This window comes from Halococcus dombrowskii (genome assembly GCF_022870485.1).
In the GTDB taxonomy this organism is placed as follows: Archaea; Halobacteriota; Halobacteria; order Halobacteriales; family Halococcaceae; genus Halococcus; species Halococcus morrhuae.
Map to the genome: position 1 here is coordinate 583,285 of NZ_CP095005.1, position 14,530 is coordinate 597,814.

A 14,530-nucleotide genomic window follows, 5' to 3' on the forward strand; every position below is an offset into this window, starting at 1 on the left:
CTTACGTTCCGTGATCCCAGCTGCCCATGTACTCGGTCTGCGTCTCGGTGAGCTCGTCGATCGAAAGTCCCTCGGCGTCGAGTTTGATCTCGGCGACCTCCCTGTCGAGCGCGTCGGGCACCTCGTGGACGCCGGGTTCGTACTCTTCTTCGGTGAACGCCCGCACGCAGACGGCCTGCACGCCGAAGGACTGATCCATCACCTCGACCGGGTGGCCGAGCGCGATGGGGGCGGCGAGGTTGACGAGTCGGCCCTCCGCGAGCACGTTCAGACGGGTGCCGTCGGCGAATTCGTACTCGCGCACACCGGGACGGGCCTCGCGGGTCGACTCGGCCAGCTCCGAAAGCGCGTCGAGATCGATCTCGACGTCGAAGTGGCCGGCGTTCGCCAGGAGTGCGCCGTCTTTCATCCGCTCGAAATGTTCTTCGGTGAGCACGTCCCGGTTGCCGGTCGTGGTGATGAAGACGTCACCTTCGGCGGCGGCCTCGGCCATCGGGAGCACCTCGTAGCCCTCCATGTGGGCTTCGAGCGCCCGCCGGGGGTCGACCTCGCAGACGACGACGTTCGCGTTCTGGCCGGCAGCCTTCTTCGCCACGCCGCGGCCACAGAAGCCGTAGCCCGCCACCACGACCGTCTTGCCCGCCCACGAGAGGTTGGTCGTCATGGCGATCGCCGCGAGCGAGGACTCGCCTGTGCCGTGGACGTTGTCGAACAGCCGCTTCATCGGCGTGTCGTTGACCGCGAAGACGGGGTAGTCGAGCGCATCGTCGTCGTCCATCGCGCGCAGGCGGTGAACCCCCGTGGTGGTCTCCTCGCAGCCACCGAGAATCGAGTCGATCAGTTCGGGGTGGTCGTCGTGGATCGCCGCGACCATGTCCATCCCGTCATCGACAGTGATGGTCGGTTCGTGGGCGATGACCGCCTCGATGGCGTCGTAGTAGCCCTCGTCGTCGACGTCGCGTTCGGCGTAGGAGGTGATCGACTCCTGGGCGTCGAGCGCCGCGCTCACGTCGTCGTGGGTCGAGAGGGGGTTGCAGCCCGTGATGGCGACCTCCGCGCCGGCGGCCGCGAGCGTTTCGGTCAGCACTGCGGTGGTCGCTTCGACGTGCATCGCCATCCCGAGTCGCTGGCCGGCGAGCGGCTGTGTTTCCTCGAACTCCTCGCGCAGCGCGGCGCAGATCGGCATGTGTTGGCGCGCCCAGTCGATCTTCTGGCGGCCCGACTCGCGGGCGCTCGCGGGATCGTCGAGACGCTCGGTGATCGGTTCGGTGGTCATGTCCGGGGAAGGGCCAGCGCGCTCAAAACGCTACCGAAGACGATGGCAGCCGGCGGCCTGTCGGCAGGACTTTAGCCACCCGGACGTTCTCATCCGACGACAGCAACGATGGACGACACAGCCGACCCGACCGACCGCCCCGTTCCACGCCGTCGATTTCTGGGACTCGCCGGTGCCACCGTCCCGCTCGTCGCGGGCGGCCGTGCGCGCGCGACGCCCCAGCAACAGCAGACCCCACCCGTCCCGCGTGGGCCGGCGATCGGCCTCGAAACCGTCGCCGACGGCTTCGAGCAACCGATCGACTTCGCCCCCGAACCGGGCGGCGACCGGCGGTTCGTCCTCGAACGTACCGGCCAGCTGTACACGGTCGATTCGAACGCGCAGGGGAACCCGTTCATCGACATCAGCGACCGCACGACGCCCGTCGAGGGCGAACAGGGGCTGCTCGGACTCGCCTTCCACCCAAACTTCCAGGAAAACGGGAAGTTCTACCTGCGATACAGCGCGCCACCGACCGACGCCACTCCGGAACCCTACTCGCACACGGCGGTGCTGTCGGAGTTTCAGACCACCGACGATCTGCGTAGCGGCCGCCCCGGCACCGAGCGCCGGCTGCTCGAAGTGCCCGAACCCCAGAGCAACCACAACGCCGGCGCGGTCACGTTCGGTCCCGACGGCCATCTCTACGTCTCCTTCGGCGACGGCGGCGCGGCCCACGACGCCGGCACCGGCCACGTCCAGGACTGGTACGGCGCGCTCGACGGCGGCAACGGTCAGGACGTGACGGAGAACTTCCTCGGCAGCATGCTCCGTATCGACGTCGACAGCCGAACGGGCGACAAACCCTACGGCATCCCCGACGACAACCCGCTCGTCGGCGAAGAGGGTCTGGACGAACACTTCGCGTGGGGGCTGCGCAACCCGTGGCGGATGGGCTTTTCCGACGGCGATCTCTACGTGGCCGACGTCGGCCAGGACCGTTACGAGGAGGTCAACGTCGTCGAGAAGGGGAAGAACTACGGTTGGAACGTCCGCGAGGGCACCCACTGTTTCAGCCCGAACGGCGACATCGATTCCTGTCCGACCGAGACGCCGGGGGACGTCCGCGGCGGCGAGCGGCTCGTCGGCCCCATCATCGAGTATCCGCACACTCGCGACGACGAGCCGATCGGCAGCTCGGTCATCGGTGGCTACATCTCGAAGGGCGGCGTCGACGCGCTCGACGGCCAGTACGTCTTCGGTGATTACAGCATTCGCGCCGGCAAGCCCCAGGGGTCGCTGTTCGTCGCCGATCCGAGCCAGGACGGACTACGGTCGTTCGAGAAACTCCGTATCGCCGGGGTGAACAACGGCGAGTTGAACGCCCATCTCATCGCCATCGGTCGCGACGGTGCCGGCGAGCTCTACGCGCTGACTGCGGGCGGCGATCTCGGTGGCGGCGTCCACCGGCTCGTTCCCGCGGCGAACGCCAGGAACGGGGCCGCGACGACGGGTGGGGGGAATCGAACGAATGCAACGGGAACGAGCAGTACGGACGGGCCTGGATTCGGCGTGCTCGCGGCGCTTGCGGGACTGGCGGCCGTCGGGGCACGAGTGCTCGGTCGGTGATCAGCGCGCCCGCTCGACGGCGGCCGCAGCGCGTTCTTCGGCCTCTTCTCGTACCTGCTCGGCGTCGAGCGTGAGCACCTCGCGGTCGCGCATCAGCACGTCGCCGTCACAGATGGTATGGAGCACGTCCGCTCCGGAGGCCGCGTAGGCGAGATGGCTCACCAGGTCGTGCTGGGGCGTCAGATGCGCGCTATCGAGATCGAGTACGGCGATGTCAGCCTTTTTCCCTTCGGCGAGTCGCCCGCTGTCGAAGCCGAGCACGTCGGCGCTGCCCGCCGTCGCCATCCCGACCGCCGCGGCCGCATCGACGGCGCTCGCGTCGTCGGCCGCGAGCTTGCCGACCATCGCCGCGTCGCGCAGCTCGTCGAACACGTCGAGATCGTTGTTCGAGGCCGCGCCGTCGGTGCCCAATCCGACTGTCACGCCCGCATCGAGCAGCTCCTGGACGGGTGCGATGCCGCTCGCGAGCTTCATGTTCGAGGCCGGACAGTGGACGACACCTGCCCCGGTTTCGGCGAGCAGGTCGATCTCGGTCGCGTCGAGATGGGTGCCGTGGGCGATGAAGTCGGTCTCGTTGAGCAAACCGTGGGAGGCGGCGTATTCGAGCGGGCGCTCGCCGTGTTCGTCGACGATGGGAGTGACTTCGTCGCGCGTCTCGTTCGCGTGGAGATGGATCGGAACGTCCGCCTCACGGGCTTTCGGGACGAACTCGTCGAGCTCCGCGCCGTCGACGGTCGTGAGGCTGTGCGGCATGAACGCCGTCGAGACGCGCCCGTCGGCTGCCCCGTCCTGCTCGCGCGCGACCGCAAGCCCCTCCTCGAAATCCGCGCTGGCCTCGTCGCCGTCCTTCCCGACGGTGACGACGCCGTGGCCGACGCGTGCGCGCAGGCCGGCCTGCTCGACGGCGTCGACGACCGCGGGCACGTGGAAGTACATGTCACAGAGCGCCGTCGTGCCCGCCTCGATGCTTTCGAGCGCGCCGAGTGCGGCCCCTGCGCGAACGTCGTCGGGTTCGAGCACGCCCTCGATCGGCCAGACGTCCTCGCGCAGCCAGCTGTCGAGCGGCTTGTCGTCGGCGTAGCCACGCAGCAGCGCCATCGCGAGGTGAGTGTGGGCGTTGACGAGGCCCGGCATCACGAGCCCGTCGGTCGCGTCGAGCGTCTCGTCGCCAGCAGGGACATCACCGACGGCCAGGATTTCGCCCGCCTCTCGATCGACGAGCACGTCGCCGTGCTCGACGGTCATATCGGGTTTGAGAACCTGCCCACCGGTGATTTCGAGCGTCGTCATACAGGGAATTTCACGTCCGGCGGCGTGAATCTACGGGTTCGCTCCGACAATCACGCGCCGGTGACGTCGCGATCGGCCGGCGAGTCCGCGCCGAACTCGACGACGAGTGCGTCGAGTTTCTCGGGATCGTCGTGGCCGGGCAGTCGCTCCTCGTCCGTGCGACACGCGCCCGAAACGCCGAGCTCGTCGGCGATCTGATCGGTGACGGCTTCGGCCATCCGTCGGTGGGTTGTGAGCTTGCCGCCGACGATACTGGTGAACCCGTCGACGCCGTCGCGCGAGTGATCGAGCAGGAAGAAGCCGCGCGAGATCGAGCGTGATTCGCCGCGCTCGGCCTCGTCCGGCGCGTACAGCGGTCTGACACCCCAGTACGCCCGCGAGATCTCGTCCTCTTCGAGGGCGGGCACCATCGCGGCGCACTCGCTCACCATCCGGTCGATCTCCTCGCGGTCGGTGTCGTAGTCGTCGGGATCGTCGACTTCGACGCTCGTCGTGCCGAGCACCGCCTGCGAGCCGTGAGGGACCACGATGTCACCGTCGCTCGGCGGGCGACAGCGATTGAGTACCGGCTCGATCCCCGCGTGATCGACGGCGACCATCACGCCCGAGGTCGGTCGCATCGCCACCTCGATGCCGGCCTGTGCCGCGAGTTCCCCGGCCCACGCGCCGGCGGCGTTGACGACGTGGTCGGCATAGATCTCTTCCTTCTCCTCTCCGCCGTCACCGCCGATGCGCGCACCGACGACCGCGCCGTCCTCGCACAGGAGGTCGGTGACGGGCGTGTCCGGCAGTATCCGCGCGCCGTGCTCGCGGGCGCTCGCGGCCGTGGCCGCGACGAGTCGCGAGGGGTAGATCACGCCGTCGGGAACCCGGATGACGCGCTCGGTCCGTTCCGAGAGCTCGGGCACGGTGTCGCGTGCGTCCGCGCCCGACAGCACCGTGGCGTCGATGCCCTGCTCGCGACAGCCGGCGAGCTTCTCGTCGAAGTAGTCCGGATCGTCGCCGTCGAGCTGGACGAACAGCCCGCCCGTATCGTCGATGCACGCGCCGGCGATATCCTTCAGAATCCGGTTCTCGGCGATGCACTCGCGCGCGCCGTCAGGATCGAAGTCGGCGTAGCGCGCCCCGCTGTGGAGCACGCCGTGCGAACGGCCCGTCGTTCCGGCGGCGAGTCCGCCCCGTTCACAGAGCGTGACGTCGACGCCGCGCAGCGCCAGATCACGGGCGATGCCGGTCCCGGTCGCGCCGCCGCCGATCACGAGCACGTCGGTCGCTCGGTTCACACCGTTTCTCGGGCCAGCGAACGCATCACTCTATCGCACCGGTAACGAAAGGCAGTTGATCGCCGATCACCCGAGGCCGGTATGCGCCTCGCCGTGCCCAGCAAGGGTCGCCTGCACGACCCGACCGTAAGTCTGCTCGAACGCGCCGGCCTCCACATCGAGAACGGGGCCGAGCGCCAGCTGTACGCCTCGACTGTCGATCCCGACGTCACGGTCCTGTTCGTCCGTGCCGCTGACGTCCCCGAATACGTCGCCGACGGCGCGGCCGACGCGGGCGTCACCGGACTCGATCAGGTCCGCGAGGCCGGCGTCGAGCTCGACGAACGCCTCGATCTCGGCTTCGGACACTGCCGGCTCGTGCTCGCCGCGCCCAAGGACGGCTCCCTGGAATCGGTCTCGGATCTCGCCGACAAGACCGTGGCGACGGAGTTCCCACATATCGCCCGCGAGTTCTTCGCCGATCGGGGGATCGATCCTGGCGTCGTCGAGGTCTCGGGTGCGACCGAGCTCACACCCCACGTCGAGATGGCTGACGCAATCATCGACATCACCTCGACGGGGACGACCCTCCGTGTCAACGGGCTCGACATCATCGAGGAGGTCCTCCCGAGTTCGGCCCGGCTGTTCGCCCGCACGGACGCGGCCGACGATCCGAAGCTCCAGGAGGTCGAGACGGCGCTCAGCTCGGTGCTCTCGGCCGAGGGCAAGCGCTACGTGATGATGAACGCACCCGAGGAGCGACTCGACGAGATCCGTGACGTGATCCCCGGACTCGGCGGGCCGACGGTGATGGACGTCGCCGGCGAGGAGAGCGTCGCTATCCATGCGGTCGTCGACGAGCACGACGTCTTCGAGACGATCAACGAGGCGAAAGCGCTCGGCGCGAGCGACGTGCTGGTGACAGAGATCGAACGCCTCGTCGACTAAACCGGTGCCGTGCCGGCGAGCCGGTAGGCGCTCAACACGACGAACAGGACGAGGATGCTGACGACGATGTGGATGAACGTGACCAGCGCCGTCGTCCGGGCCTTGATCCGATAGACGTAGCGGATGAGCACGAAATCGACGGCGACGGCGAACACGAACGCCAGCGGGCCGTACTGCTGAAGCAACAGTGAGATGGCCGCCGGAGCCGGTCCGACCAGCAGCGCCCGCTTGATCGGGACGTCGCCGAGCACGTTCCGCGCGGCGATGTGGGCGGTCAGCGAGTAGACGCCCGCGGCGAGCAGGAAGGTGCCCGCGTAGGCGAGCGGGCCGCCCGCCGCCGGGCTGACCTGTGCGAGAACGCTCGCGGTCATACCGACCGTTCGCCCCGACACGATTTGTGTCTGCCCTTTCGCGACGCGGCTCGTGCAGTTTTGGCCGAAACAGTATTCTCTTCGCGTGCGAAACGTTCACATATGGTGACGGCCGACGACCTCAGGCGTGAATCGGAGTCCGAGCGCAGCGACCGCGAGCGCCGTGCCTGTGCGGACTGTGGGTCGCTGGTCGTCGGCGAGCGCTGTCCGGAGTGTGGCGGGACGAACGTGGTCGCCGTCGCCGAGATAATCGATCCGGCGTTTCGGGAGTAGCTACCCGTCGAGCAGTCCAAGCTCGTCGAGGCGGTCGGTGATCTTGTCGACGGCGTGTTCGGCGTCGGCCGGCTCCTTGCCGCCCGTGATGACGAGTTTGCCCGAACCGAACAGCAGCGCGACCACTTCGGGATCGTCGAGGCGGTAGACGAGTCCGGGGAACTGCTCGGGTTCGTACTCGATGTTCTCGAGGCCCAGCCCGATCGCGATCGCGTTCAGGTTGAGCGTCTTCTGGAGATCGGCGCTCGTGACGATGTTCTGGACGACGATCTCGGGGTCTTCCTCCACGCGGATCTCGAGATCGCGGAGCTTGTCGAAGACGATCTCCAGGCTCTCGTGGACGTCGGCGGTGCTTTTCGCCCCGGTGCAGACGATCTTGCCCGAGCGGAAGATCAGGGCGGCGGATTTCGGCTCCTGGGTGCGGTAGACCAGCCCGGGGAACTGCTCGGGATCGTAGTCGGCACCCTCCAAGTCCATCGCCACGCTCTGGAGATCGAGCTCCTGACCGATACCCGTCGACGCGACGACGTTTTCGATGTTGATGGTCTCCTTCGGGTCCTGGGCAGACATGACTCGTCTTAAAACTCGTATTTAAGACTTATAAAGGTTGATGCTCTCGGTTGACACGTACGCAAACTGAGTGCTCCGTGTGGCGACCGACAGCGACATGTCCGCAGCCCCGAACGAACGGGGGTGTACGCCCTCGAACTCGGCGGCGAGGACGACCCCTTCGCCGCCCGCGAGGCCGCGAGCGCTGCGAGCGGGGTCGAGCCGCTCGCGTCGGGTCTCGCGCTCGCCGACGAGATCGATCCCGAGCGCCTCGCCAGCCTCGCGTTCACGCTCCGGGCGAGCCGGGTTCTCGCGCGCACCGACGGAACCGTCGAGAGCGCCCGCGAGGAACTCGCTGACGCCGACCTCGACCGCGAGGGGACGGTCGCGGTCCGCGCGCGCGACGTGCGCCGAACCGCCGACGTCGACACCCAGCTCGCCGAGCGCCGCCTCGGTGGCGTGCTCACCGATCGCGGCTACGCCGTCGATCTCGACGATCCAGACCACGAACTACGGGCGCTGTTCGCCGACGATTCCTGCATACTGGGCTGGCTCGCCGCCGAGAGCGAACGCGGGTTCGGGGCGCGCGCACCCACCGAAAAGCCGTTCTTCCAGCCGGGATCGATGAGCCCGCTGCTCGCGCGCGCACTCGCGAACATCGCCGGCGCACGCCCCGGGGCGACGATCGTGGACCCGATGTGTGGTACGGGCGGCGTGCTCGTCGAGGCGGGGCTCGTCGGCGCTCGCGTGCTGGGGTTCGACGCCCAGTCGAAGATGGTCCGCGGCGCGGCGACGAACCTCGATCACTACCTCGACGAGCACGAATTCGCCACCGCACGGGCCGACGCGACGCGCCTCCCCCTCCGCAACGACGCGGCCGACGCCGTGATTTTCGACGCGCCCTACGGTCGCCAGTCGAAGATCGAGGGCGAACTCGACGCGGTCGTTTCGGGTGCGCTTACCGAGGCGAAACGGGTCGCTCTGCGCGCCGTGATCGTCGGCGATCGCTCCTGGCTCGACGAGGCGCGCGCTGCGGGCTGGAGCGTCGAAGACACGTTCGAGCGACGCGTCCACCGCTCGCTCGTTCGCCATATCGCGGTGCTTGGCTGATTATCGGCCGAGCTCGGCGAGCAGATGCGAGAGATGGAGTCGGTCGCTCGTTCCCTCCGCGAGCTCCACGTCGATCTCGCCGGCGAGCCGGTGGAGTTCGGCCGGCGGCGGGCCGACCGACCGCGAGCGCGCGACGCGGAGCACGTCGTCGAGCAACTCCCCGCCGCTCAGCCCCTCCTCGACGAGCAGATCGTCGAGGGTTGTTCTGGCGTCCTGGAACTCACCGCGCTCGGCCGCGGTGATCATCCCCTCGATGCGATCGTCGTCGCCGACGCTCCCGAGCGCCTCGTAGGCCGCGTCCATCGTGATCTCGCCCTCCGCTTCCGCGGTCGTCTGTGCACCCAAGATCGCCTGTCGGAGATCGCCGTCGGCGTAGTTCGCGACGTACTCCAACCCGTCGGCGTCGTGCTCGACGCCTTCTTCGGTGACGATTTTTTCGAGTACACTCACGATCTCGTCGGCCGTCGGCGCGCGCACGGCGATCGAGAAACAGCGCGAGCGGATCGGCGGGATGAGCTTCGAGGGCTGGCGCGTCGTGACGACGAACTGCGTCGTCTCGTGGTGGCGCTCCATCACTCGCCGGAGCGCCTGCTGGAAGTCCTCACGGATGGCCTCGGCGTTGTCGAGCAGGATCGTCTTGTACTCGCCGGAGACGGGTGCGTAGCTCGCCGACTCCGAGAGAACGTGTTTGATGAGATCGGCCTTCGAGGAGTTCCGCCGGCGTTTCGCGGTGATGAACGACGAGAATCGCGGGTCCTCGCTCACCTCCTTTTTCGTCCGTCCGAAGAAGTCGGCGACGTTGAGCTCGACGAGATCGTTGTCGGGATCGGTGTGGAGTTCGTCGGCGAGCGCGCGCACGGCGGCCGTCTTGCCGGCTCCTGGCGGCCCGTGCAGGATCAGGTTCAGCGGCTCGGCGACGGCCCGATCGAGCGACTCGCGAACGGCCGGCTGGGGGAGCTCCGCGAGCGCCGGTGCGTGTTCGTCGGTCCACAGCGGCCCGTCCATTGCCGGCGGTTCGCCCGCGAGAAAGATGAATCGGTCGGTCCGGCGCTACCGCGTGACGACCGTGAGAACGGCGAACAGCGCGAACACCCCGATGATGACCGGGAAGAGCGGGTTGTCGAGGATCCCCTCACGACCGCTGCTCTCGCCGCCATAGGGTGTGCTCTCGTCGGCCGGTTCCTGCGGTGGCGTCGCCGTGGGCGTGTCCGTCGCTGTGGGCTCCGCCGTCGCCGTGCTGGATGTCTCCGTCTCGGTCGGCGAACTGGTTGCCGTCGCGGTCGGCGTGGGCGTCGATGGGCGTTCGACGGTGAGCGATGCCGCATCGGCCACCGGCGATCCGTTCGCGCGCGCCGGCTGATCCTCGACGCCGTCCGACGGCATGTACTGGAACGCGCGGTCGCCGTCGGTGTCCTCGTGGATGACCACGCTGATGCGCCCGGAATCGACCGGTGCGGAGTCGTTCCCGCCAGCAACTTCCACGGTGACGTTCTCGTAGCTGCCGGCGTCGAGATAGCCGGTCGCGCCGATCAGCATCCCGGTCGCGTTCGAGCCGTTGTACTCCCCGTCGTGAACGGCGACGTAGCCGCCGTCGGGGAGTGTCGCCCGATCGACGGTGACCGTCGTTCCGTCGGACGTCCGATTCGACAGCGTCACCGAGGCGTTCGTCGGGCGATCGCCGGTGGCCACCGTGACGGTCGCGCGGTTGCGCGCCGGCATGGAGCCATTGCCGTACGGCTCGTCGGCGTCCGGCGTGAGCAGCCCGTCGAAGCGACCGTTGTCGTTCGAATCCCGGTGGAGCGTGGCGACGAGCGTGGTGTTCGTGCCGAGACGCGTTCGATTCAGGTCGTTCCCGGGAGCGCCGCGCAACGTCACCTTTCCTTCGTGCGTGCCGGCCGAAAGCGGGAGACTCACGCCGACGATGCTGCCGTTCTCGCCCGCCTCCGACAGCACGACGAACCCGCCCTCGGGGAGCGTCGCCCGGTCGACGAACACCGACCGTCCGGTGCGCGTCTGGTTCGTCAGCGTTACCGACGCGTTCGCGCTCGCGTCGGTCGCGTTCTGCTGTGCGGATACGTCACCGTCGATCGGTTGAGAGACGATGCCGACGGCGATACCGGGCGCGAGTGCCGTCGCTGCGAGTAGCACGACCACGAGGACGCTGTTCCGATAGGCTGTGTTCATTTGTTTCTCGACGCGATGGCCGAGTGTAATCAGCAGCTTCATGCGTGCCGCAAATAAAAACACGACGATATGGCCGGCGAGCGTCCGTCCCGTGGCCGATGCCGAATTTCCCGCCGAGGCGACCGACGATGAACCCTTCGCTGTCGGGCGTTTACGTCGATCTCGAGCGGACGGCTGTCGCCGATGCGATGGAGCAGTGGCTCGGGACGCGCCACGCCGTCCAGACGCTGTTCACGCCGTGGCGACGCGATGCGATCGATCATCTGTTCGAAAGTCTCCTTCCTCGCATCCGGAACGCCGGACGCGTACCGCTGCTCACCTGGGAGCCGTATCTCGCCGCCGACACCCCATCGGACATCGCCAGCCGGATCGCTGCCGGCGATTTCGACGCCTATCTCGACGACTGGGCGGGCCGGCTGGCCGACTGGCTGGCCGGTCCCGACGGGGAGTGGGGGACCGCCGACGACCGTCGGCTCTACCTCCGACTCGCCCACGAGATGAACGGTGACTGGTATCCATGGAGCCCGACGGTCGGCGAGTCGACGCCCGACGATTACATCGACATGTGGCACCACGTCCACGACGCGCTCGCCCGCGCGGACATCGATTCCGCACACTGCCAGTGGATCTGGTGTGTCAACCACGCCGATGTCGGCGAGCACGCTGCCGAGGCCTGTTATCCCGGTGACGAGTACGTCGACTGGGTAGGGGTGGATGGGTTCAACTGGGGGCACAGTCGGGAGTGGTCGGACTGGCGCGCGCCGGCGGCGGTGTTCGACGACATGCTCACGCGACTCGATCGTTTCGACAAACCGCTCTGCATCCCCGAGGTCGGCTGTTCGTCGCTGACGGCCGACGGTCACGACCCCGAACGGAAGGCCGACTGGCTGCGCGCGGCGATCGACTATTTCGACGGGCGCGTGCAGCTGTACAGCTGGTTCAACGAGGACAAGGAGACCGACTGGGCGGTGTTCGGCGAGCGAAACGGCACCGATAGTATCGACGGCTACGCGTGCTATCCGAGCTATCGCGAAGCGCTTGCCGATCACGAACCAACCACCCCGCCGATCGACGACGCGACCTTTCGCGGCGTTTAGAACTTGCCGGCGAACTCGTCGTCGGTCAGTAGTGGGGGGTAGTCCGGGAGCGCGGCGAGATATTTGTCGGCCGAGAGCGTCTGCTTGTAGTTCTGGTAGGACGAATACTGCTCGCCGCCGACGCTGGCCTGATCGGTGCCGCGCGAGCCGCCGAACACCGCCCAGTCGGTCTCGTCCTGGCCCGTCTTGTCGACGTTGAACCAGCAGGTCATCTTGATGTCGTTCTCGGAGACGTAGGAGTAGGCGTCGTCGATCCACTGCGCCTTCTTCTGTGGCTGATGGCCGTTGCCCGAGCTCGGGATCGACGAGGAGGCGAACTCCGTGAGCGCCACCGGCTTGTCGGTCAGCTCGCGCATCCGGTTCAACATCGGATCGAACAGCTCAGCGGGCGAGCGCCAGTTCGACTGCCCGGTCGAATACTGCTGGCTCCCGCCGAAGTTGAACCCGTCGAGCCCCACCCAGTCGACGTACTCGTCGCCGGGGTAGTAGCGCTCGGCGCGGATGCCGCCGATCTCGTCGGCGTTCGGCGACCAGATCCACTGGATGTTCGACTCGTCGAGTCCGGTCTCGGCGAATCGCTTGTGGAGCTGTCGCCACATTCCGACGTAGTCATCGGGGATGCCGGCCGTCGGGTCCTCGCCCTCCTCGTTACCCGATTCGGGGCTGGCGGTCGCCTCGACGCGGGTCGCATCGACCGCGCTCCACGGGAACCAGTTGCCGTTCATCTCGTGGGCCGGCCGGAAGTAGAACCGCCGGCCGCGGGTGTTGTCGCCGCGCGGGTGCGCCCAGCTGTCGAGCAGGCTGGCCCACTCGTCGATCTGGTCGTCGTACTCGCCGTTCGCGATCTCCCGCTCGATCGTCTCGCTGGTCTGGTTTTTCTGCGGCTCGAACGGCTGCCACGAGATCAGCGGCACGTGGCCCGCCTTCCAGACGTTCGTCAGCGCGCCCTCGACGAACCCCTGTTTCGCGCTGGTCGGTCCGAACGCATCGACGAAGACGAGCGCGACCGCCGGCTTCTGGCCGAGCCAGCTGCTGTAGCTGTCGAGGTTCGCCACGAGTCCGTCGCCACCGGCATAGACACCCGTCAACGCCGCTCCCGAACGGGTGTCCGGCGGCTCGGGCGTCGGCGTCAGCTCGGGCGTCTCGTCCGAGCCGTTGCCGTCGCTCCCGTTCGGTAGCGGCGAGGAGTCGAACGGCAGCGAGCAGCCGCTCGCGCCGGCGATGCCGACCAGCCCGGCCGTCCGGAGGAAAGTCCGACGATCCATCTATCGGTTTGGCGGTCGCCGGCGGTTCTGTTAAACATTATGTTATCCCGATGGTCGGGTCGTCAGTCGCCCTCGGCCTCGCGCTCGGCCTCCGTGCGCTCGACGAGCTCCGGTTTCACCTTCCGCGTCACCGAGAAATCCGTCGGCGGCGAGACGAGCCCGACGAACGCACCGAGCGAGTGCAGTAGGCTGACGATCGGTGAGAGGACGAACAGCGCCAGCCCGACGAGCCACGACTCGTCGTAGTAGCGCACGCCGAGCACCGACCAGACGAGCACGAAACTGAACACACCCACCGAGACGATCTGAAACGCCGTCTCGAACGCGACGGTGCCGGGAACGAACAGCGGAACGAGAGTGAGGAAGGGGACCGCCGGCGAAAGTGCCCACGCGAGATTTCGAACGGTGGTGAGCAGGCGATAGGCCGGCGCGAGCAGCCCGCTCTCCTGTTGAGAGCCGGCGAGCCAGCGACTGCGCTGGCTGATCATCGCGCGGATCGTCGGCGGTGCCTGCGTGTCGAACTTGGGGGTTGCGAGCGCGAAATCGAGGCTCCCCTCCGCGGCTGCGTTCCAGACGAAGGTAGTATCCTCGATCATCGTCGAGGTCTCCCACGTGACGTGCTCTTCGAGCTCGTTTCTGATGGCGATGCCGCCGCCCCACGCGTACAGCGGGACGGAGAGCGACGGGAAGGCGCGCTGTTCGACCTGAAAGCCGAGACGGAAGATTTCGGCGAGATAGGTGAGCCACGAACCGCTGCGCCGCGGGCGCTCGCGATACTGCACGACGTCGGCGTCGGGCACCCCCGTGAAGTCGGTCATGATGCTGTCCTCGTCGAGATAGAGCACGTACTCGCGCTCGCAGGGGATGTTGCGGCGCGCCCATTCGAGCGCGCGCCCCTTTCGGATCGCCTCGCATTCGAAGGCATCGGGAACGACGTGGACGGTCGCACCGGCGATCTCCATCGGTTCCTCGGCGATGACGTGGCGATCGGTGATCGAATCCGGGATCGCGTCGACGCTCTCCTGAACGATGCGCGCGGAGTCGACGGTCAGCAGTCGCACCTGAACCGCCGACGGATCGTGCTCGACCGGCGGCGACTCGTAGCGCCGCCCGACGATCATCAGATACGTCCAGTACGCCACGGAACAGACCGAGAGGAGAACGACGAACCACAGGATAGCCGAAAGCACCATCGGCACCGCCGGGACGACCTGTCCGGCCATTGCCACTATGAACGCCAGCCGATACATTAAGTGTTGCTGACTGTCCCCTCCGCGACAGTATCTCTCATCGTCGG

Annotated in this window: 14 protein-coding genes; 5 read left to right on the top strand and 9 right to left on the bottom strand. The window is 67.6% G+C overall.

From position 1 onward, the window contains the following. Position 1: 1 nt before the first annotated feature. Positions 2 to 1,276: an adenosylhomocysteinase gene (locus MUK72_RS03175; RefSeq protein WP_244703881.1), complete on the bottom strand. Its 1,275-nt coding sequence runs from the start codon at positions 1,274 to 1,276 to the stop codon at positions 2 to 4. A gap of 108 nt (positions 1,277 to 1,384) precedes the next feature. On the opposite strand from MUK72_RS03175, the gene MUK72_RS03180 reads away from it, so the two are divergent. After that, positions 1,385 to 2,884: a PQQ-dependent sugar dehydrogenase gene (locus MUK72_RS03180; protein ID WP_244703883.1), complete on the top strand. Its 1,500-nt coding sequence runs from the start codon at positions 1,385 to 1,387 to the stop codon at positions 2,882 to 2,884. On the opposite strand, the gene MUK72_RS03185 is transcribed toward MUK72_RS03180, so the two are convergent. Next, on the bottom strand, positions 2,885 to 4,174 hold the full coding sequence (locus MUK72_RS03185; RefSeq protein ID WP_244703885.1) for an amidohydrolase: 1,290 nt from the start codon (positions 4,172 to 4,174) through the stop codon (positions 2,885 to 2,887). Between the two features lie 50 nt (positions 4,175 to 4,224). Beyond that, positions 4,225 to 5,457 (bottom strand): FAD-dependent oxidoreductase, encoded by a 1,233-nt coding sequence (locus MUK72_RS03190; protein WP_244703887.1) that lies wholly within the window; start codon positions 5,455 to 5,457, stop codon positions 4,225 to 4,227. 81 nt (positions 5,458 to 5,538) lie between these two features. Between MUK72_RS03190 and hisG the strand changes: the two genes are divergently transcribed. Further along, entirely contained in the window at positions 5,539 to 6,384 is an 846-nt protein-coding gene (gene hisG, locus MUK72_RS03195) for an ATP phosphoribosyltransferase (RefSeq protein ID WP_244703888.1), read from the top strand. Here hisG and MUK72_RS03200 read toward each other — a convergent pair. Beyond that, entirely contained in the window at positions 6,381 to 6,755 is a 375-nt protein-coding gene (locus MUK72_RS03200; RefSeq protein ID WP_004054533.1) for a DUF7473 family protein, read from the bottom strand. The two genes, hisG and MUK72_RS03200, sit on opposite strands and share 4 nt — an antisense overlap. Before the next feature lie 102 nt (positions 6,756 to 6,857). Here MUK72_RS03200 and MUK72_RS03205 point away from each other — a divergent pair, with 102 nt between their 5' ends. Next, on the top strand, positions 6,858 to 7,028 hold the full coding sequence (locus tag MUK72_RS03205; protein ID WP_004054532.1) for a hypothetical protein: 171 nt from the start codon (positions 6,858 to 6,860) through the stop codon (positions 7,026 to 7,028). Here MUK72_RS03205 and MUK72_RS03210 read toward each other — a convergent pair whose 3' ends face one another. Further along, positions 7,029 to 7,598: a TATA-box-binding protein gene (locus tag MUK72_RS03210; protein ID WP_004054531.1), complete on the bottom strand. Its 570-nt coding sequence runs from the start codon at positions 7,596 to 7,598 to the stop codon at positions 7,029 to 7,031. 123 nt (positions 7,599 to 7,721) lie between these two features. On the opposite strand from MUK72_RS03210, the gene MUK72_RS03215 reads away from it, so the two are divergent. Continuing rightward, the gene (locus tag MUK72_RS03215; RefSeq protein ID WP_244703890.1) at positions 7,722 to 8,687 is read left to right on the top strand and encodes a methyltransferase domain-containing protein; all 966 of its coding nucleotides are present in this window, start codon (positions 7,722 to 7,724) and stop codon (positions 8,685 to 8,687) included. On the opposite strand, the gene MUK72_RS03220 is transcribed toward MUK72_RS03215, so the two are convergent. Both MUK72_RS03220 and MUK72_RS03225 read right to left on the bottom strand, forming a co-directional pair. Beyond that, positions 8,688 to 9,692 carry an AAA family ATPase gene (locus MUK72_RS03220; RefSeq protein WP_244703892.1) on the bottom strand — a complete coding sequence of 335 codons (1,005 nt, stop codon included), beginning with the start codon at positions 9,690 to 9,692 and terminating at the stop codon, positions 8,688 to 8,690. It abuts the gene before it with no gap. A 45-nt stretch (positions 9,693 to 9,737) separates the two neighbouring features. Continuing rightward, a complete protein-coding gene (locus tag MUK72_RS03225; protein WP_244703894.1) occupies positions 9,738 to 10,913 on the bottom strand; it encodes a DUF7282 domain-containing protein in 1,176 nt (391 codons plus the stop codon). Positions 10,914 to 10,999: 86 nt separating this feature from the next. Here MUK72_RS03225 and MUK72_RS03230 point away from each other — a divergent pair, with 86 nt between their 5' ends. Next, positions 11,000 to 11,968: a glycoside hydrolase family 26 protein gene (locus MUK72_RS03230; RefSeq protein ID WP_244703896.1), complete on the top strand. Its 969-nt coding sequence runs from the start codon at positions 11,000 to 11,002 to the stop codon at positions 11,966 to 11,968. Here MUK72_RS03230 and MUK72_RS03235 read toward each other — a convergent pair. Both MUK72_RS03235 and MUK72_RS03240 read right to left on the bottom strand, forming a co-directional pair. Next, entirely contained in the window at positions 11,965 to 13,233 is a 1,269-nt protein-coding gene (locus MUK72_RS03235; protein ID WP_244703898.1) for a glycoside hydrolase family 26 protein, read from the bottom strand. The two genes, MUK72_RS03230 and MUK72_RS03235, sit on opposite strands and share 4 nt — an antisense overlap. A gap of 62 nt (positions 13,234 to 13,295) precedes the next feature. Continuing rightward, a complete protein-coding gene (locus MUK72_RS03240; RefSeq protein WP_244703900.1) occupies positions 13,296 to 14,456 on the bottom strand; it encodes a glycosyltransferase family 2 protein in 1,161 nt (386 codons plus the stop codon). Positions 14,457 to 14,530: the final 74 nt, after the last annotated feature.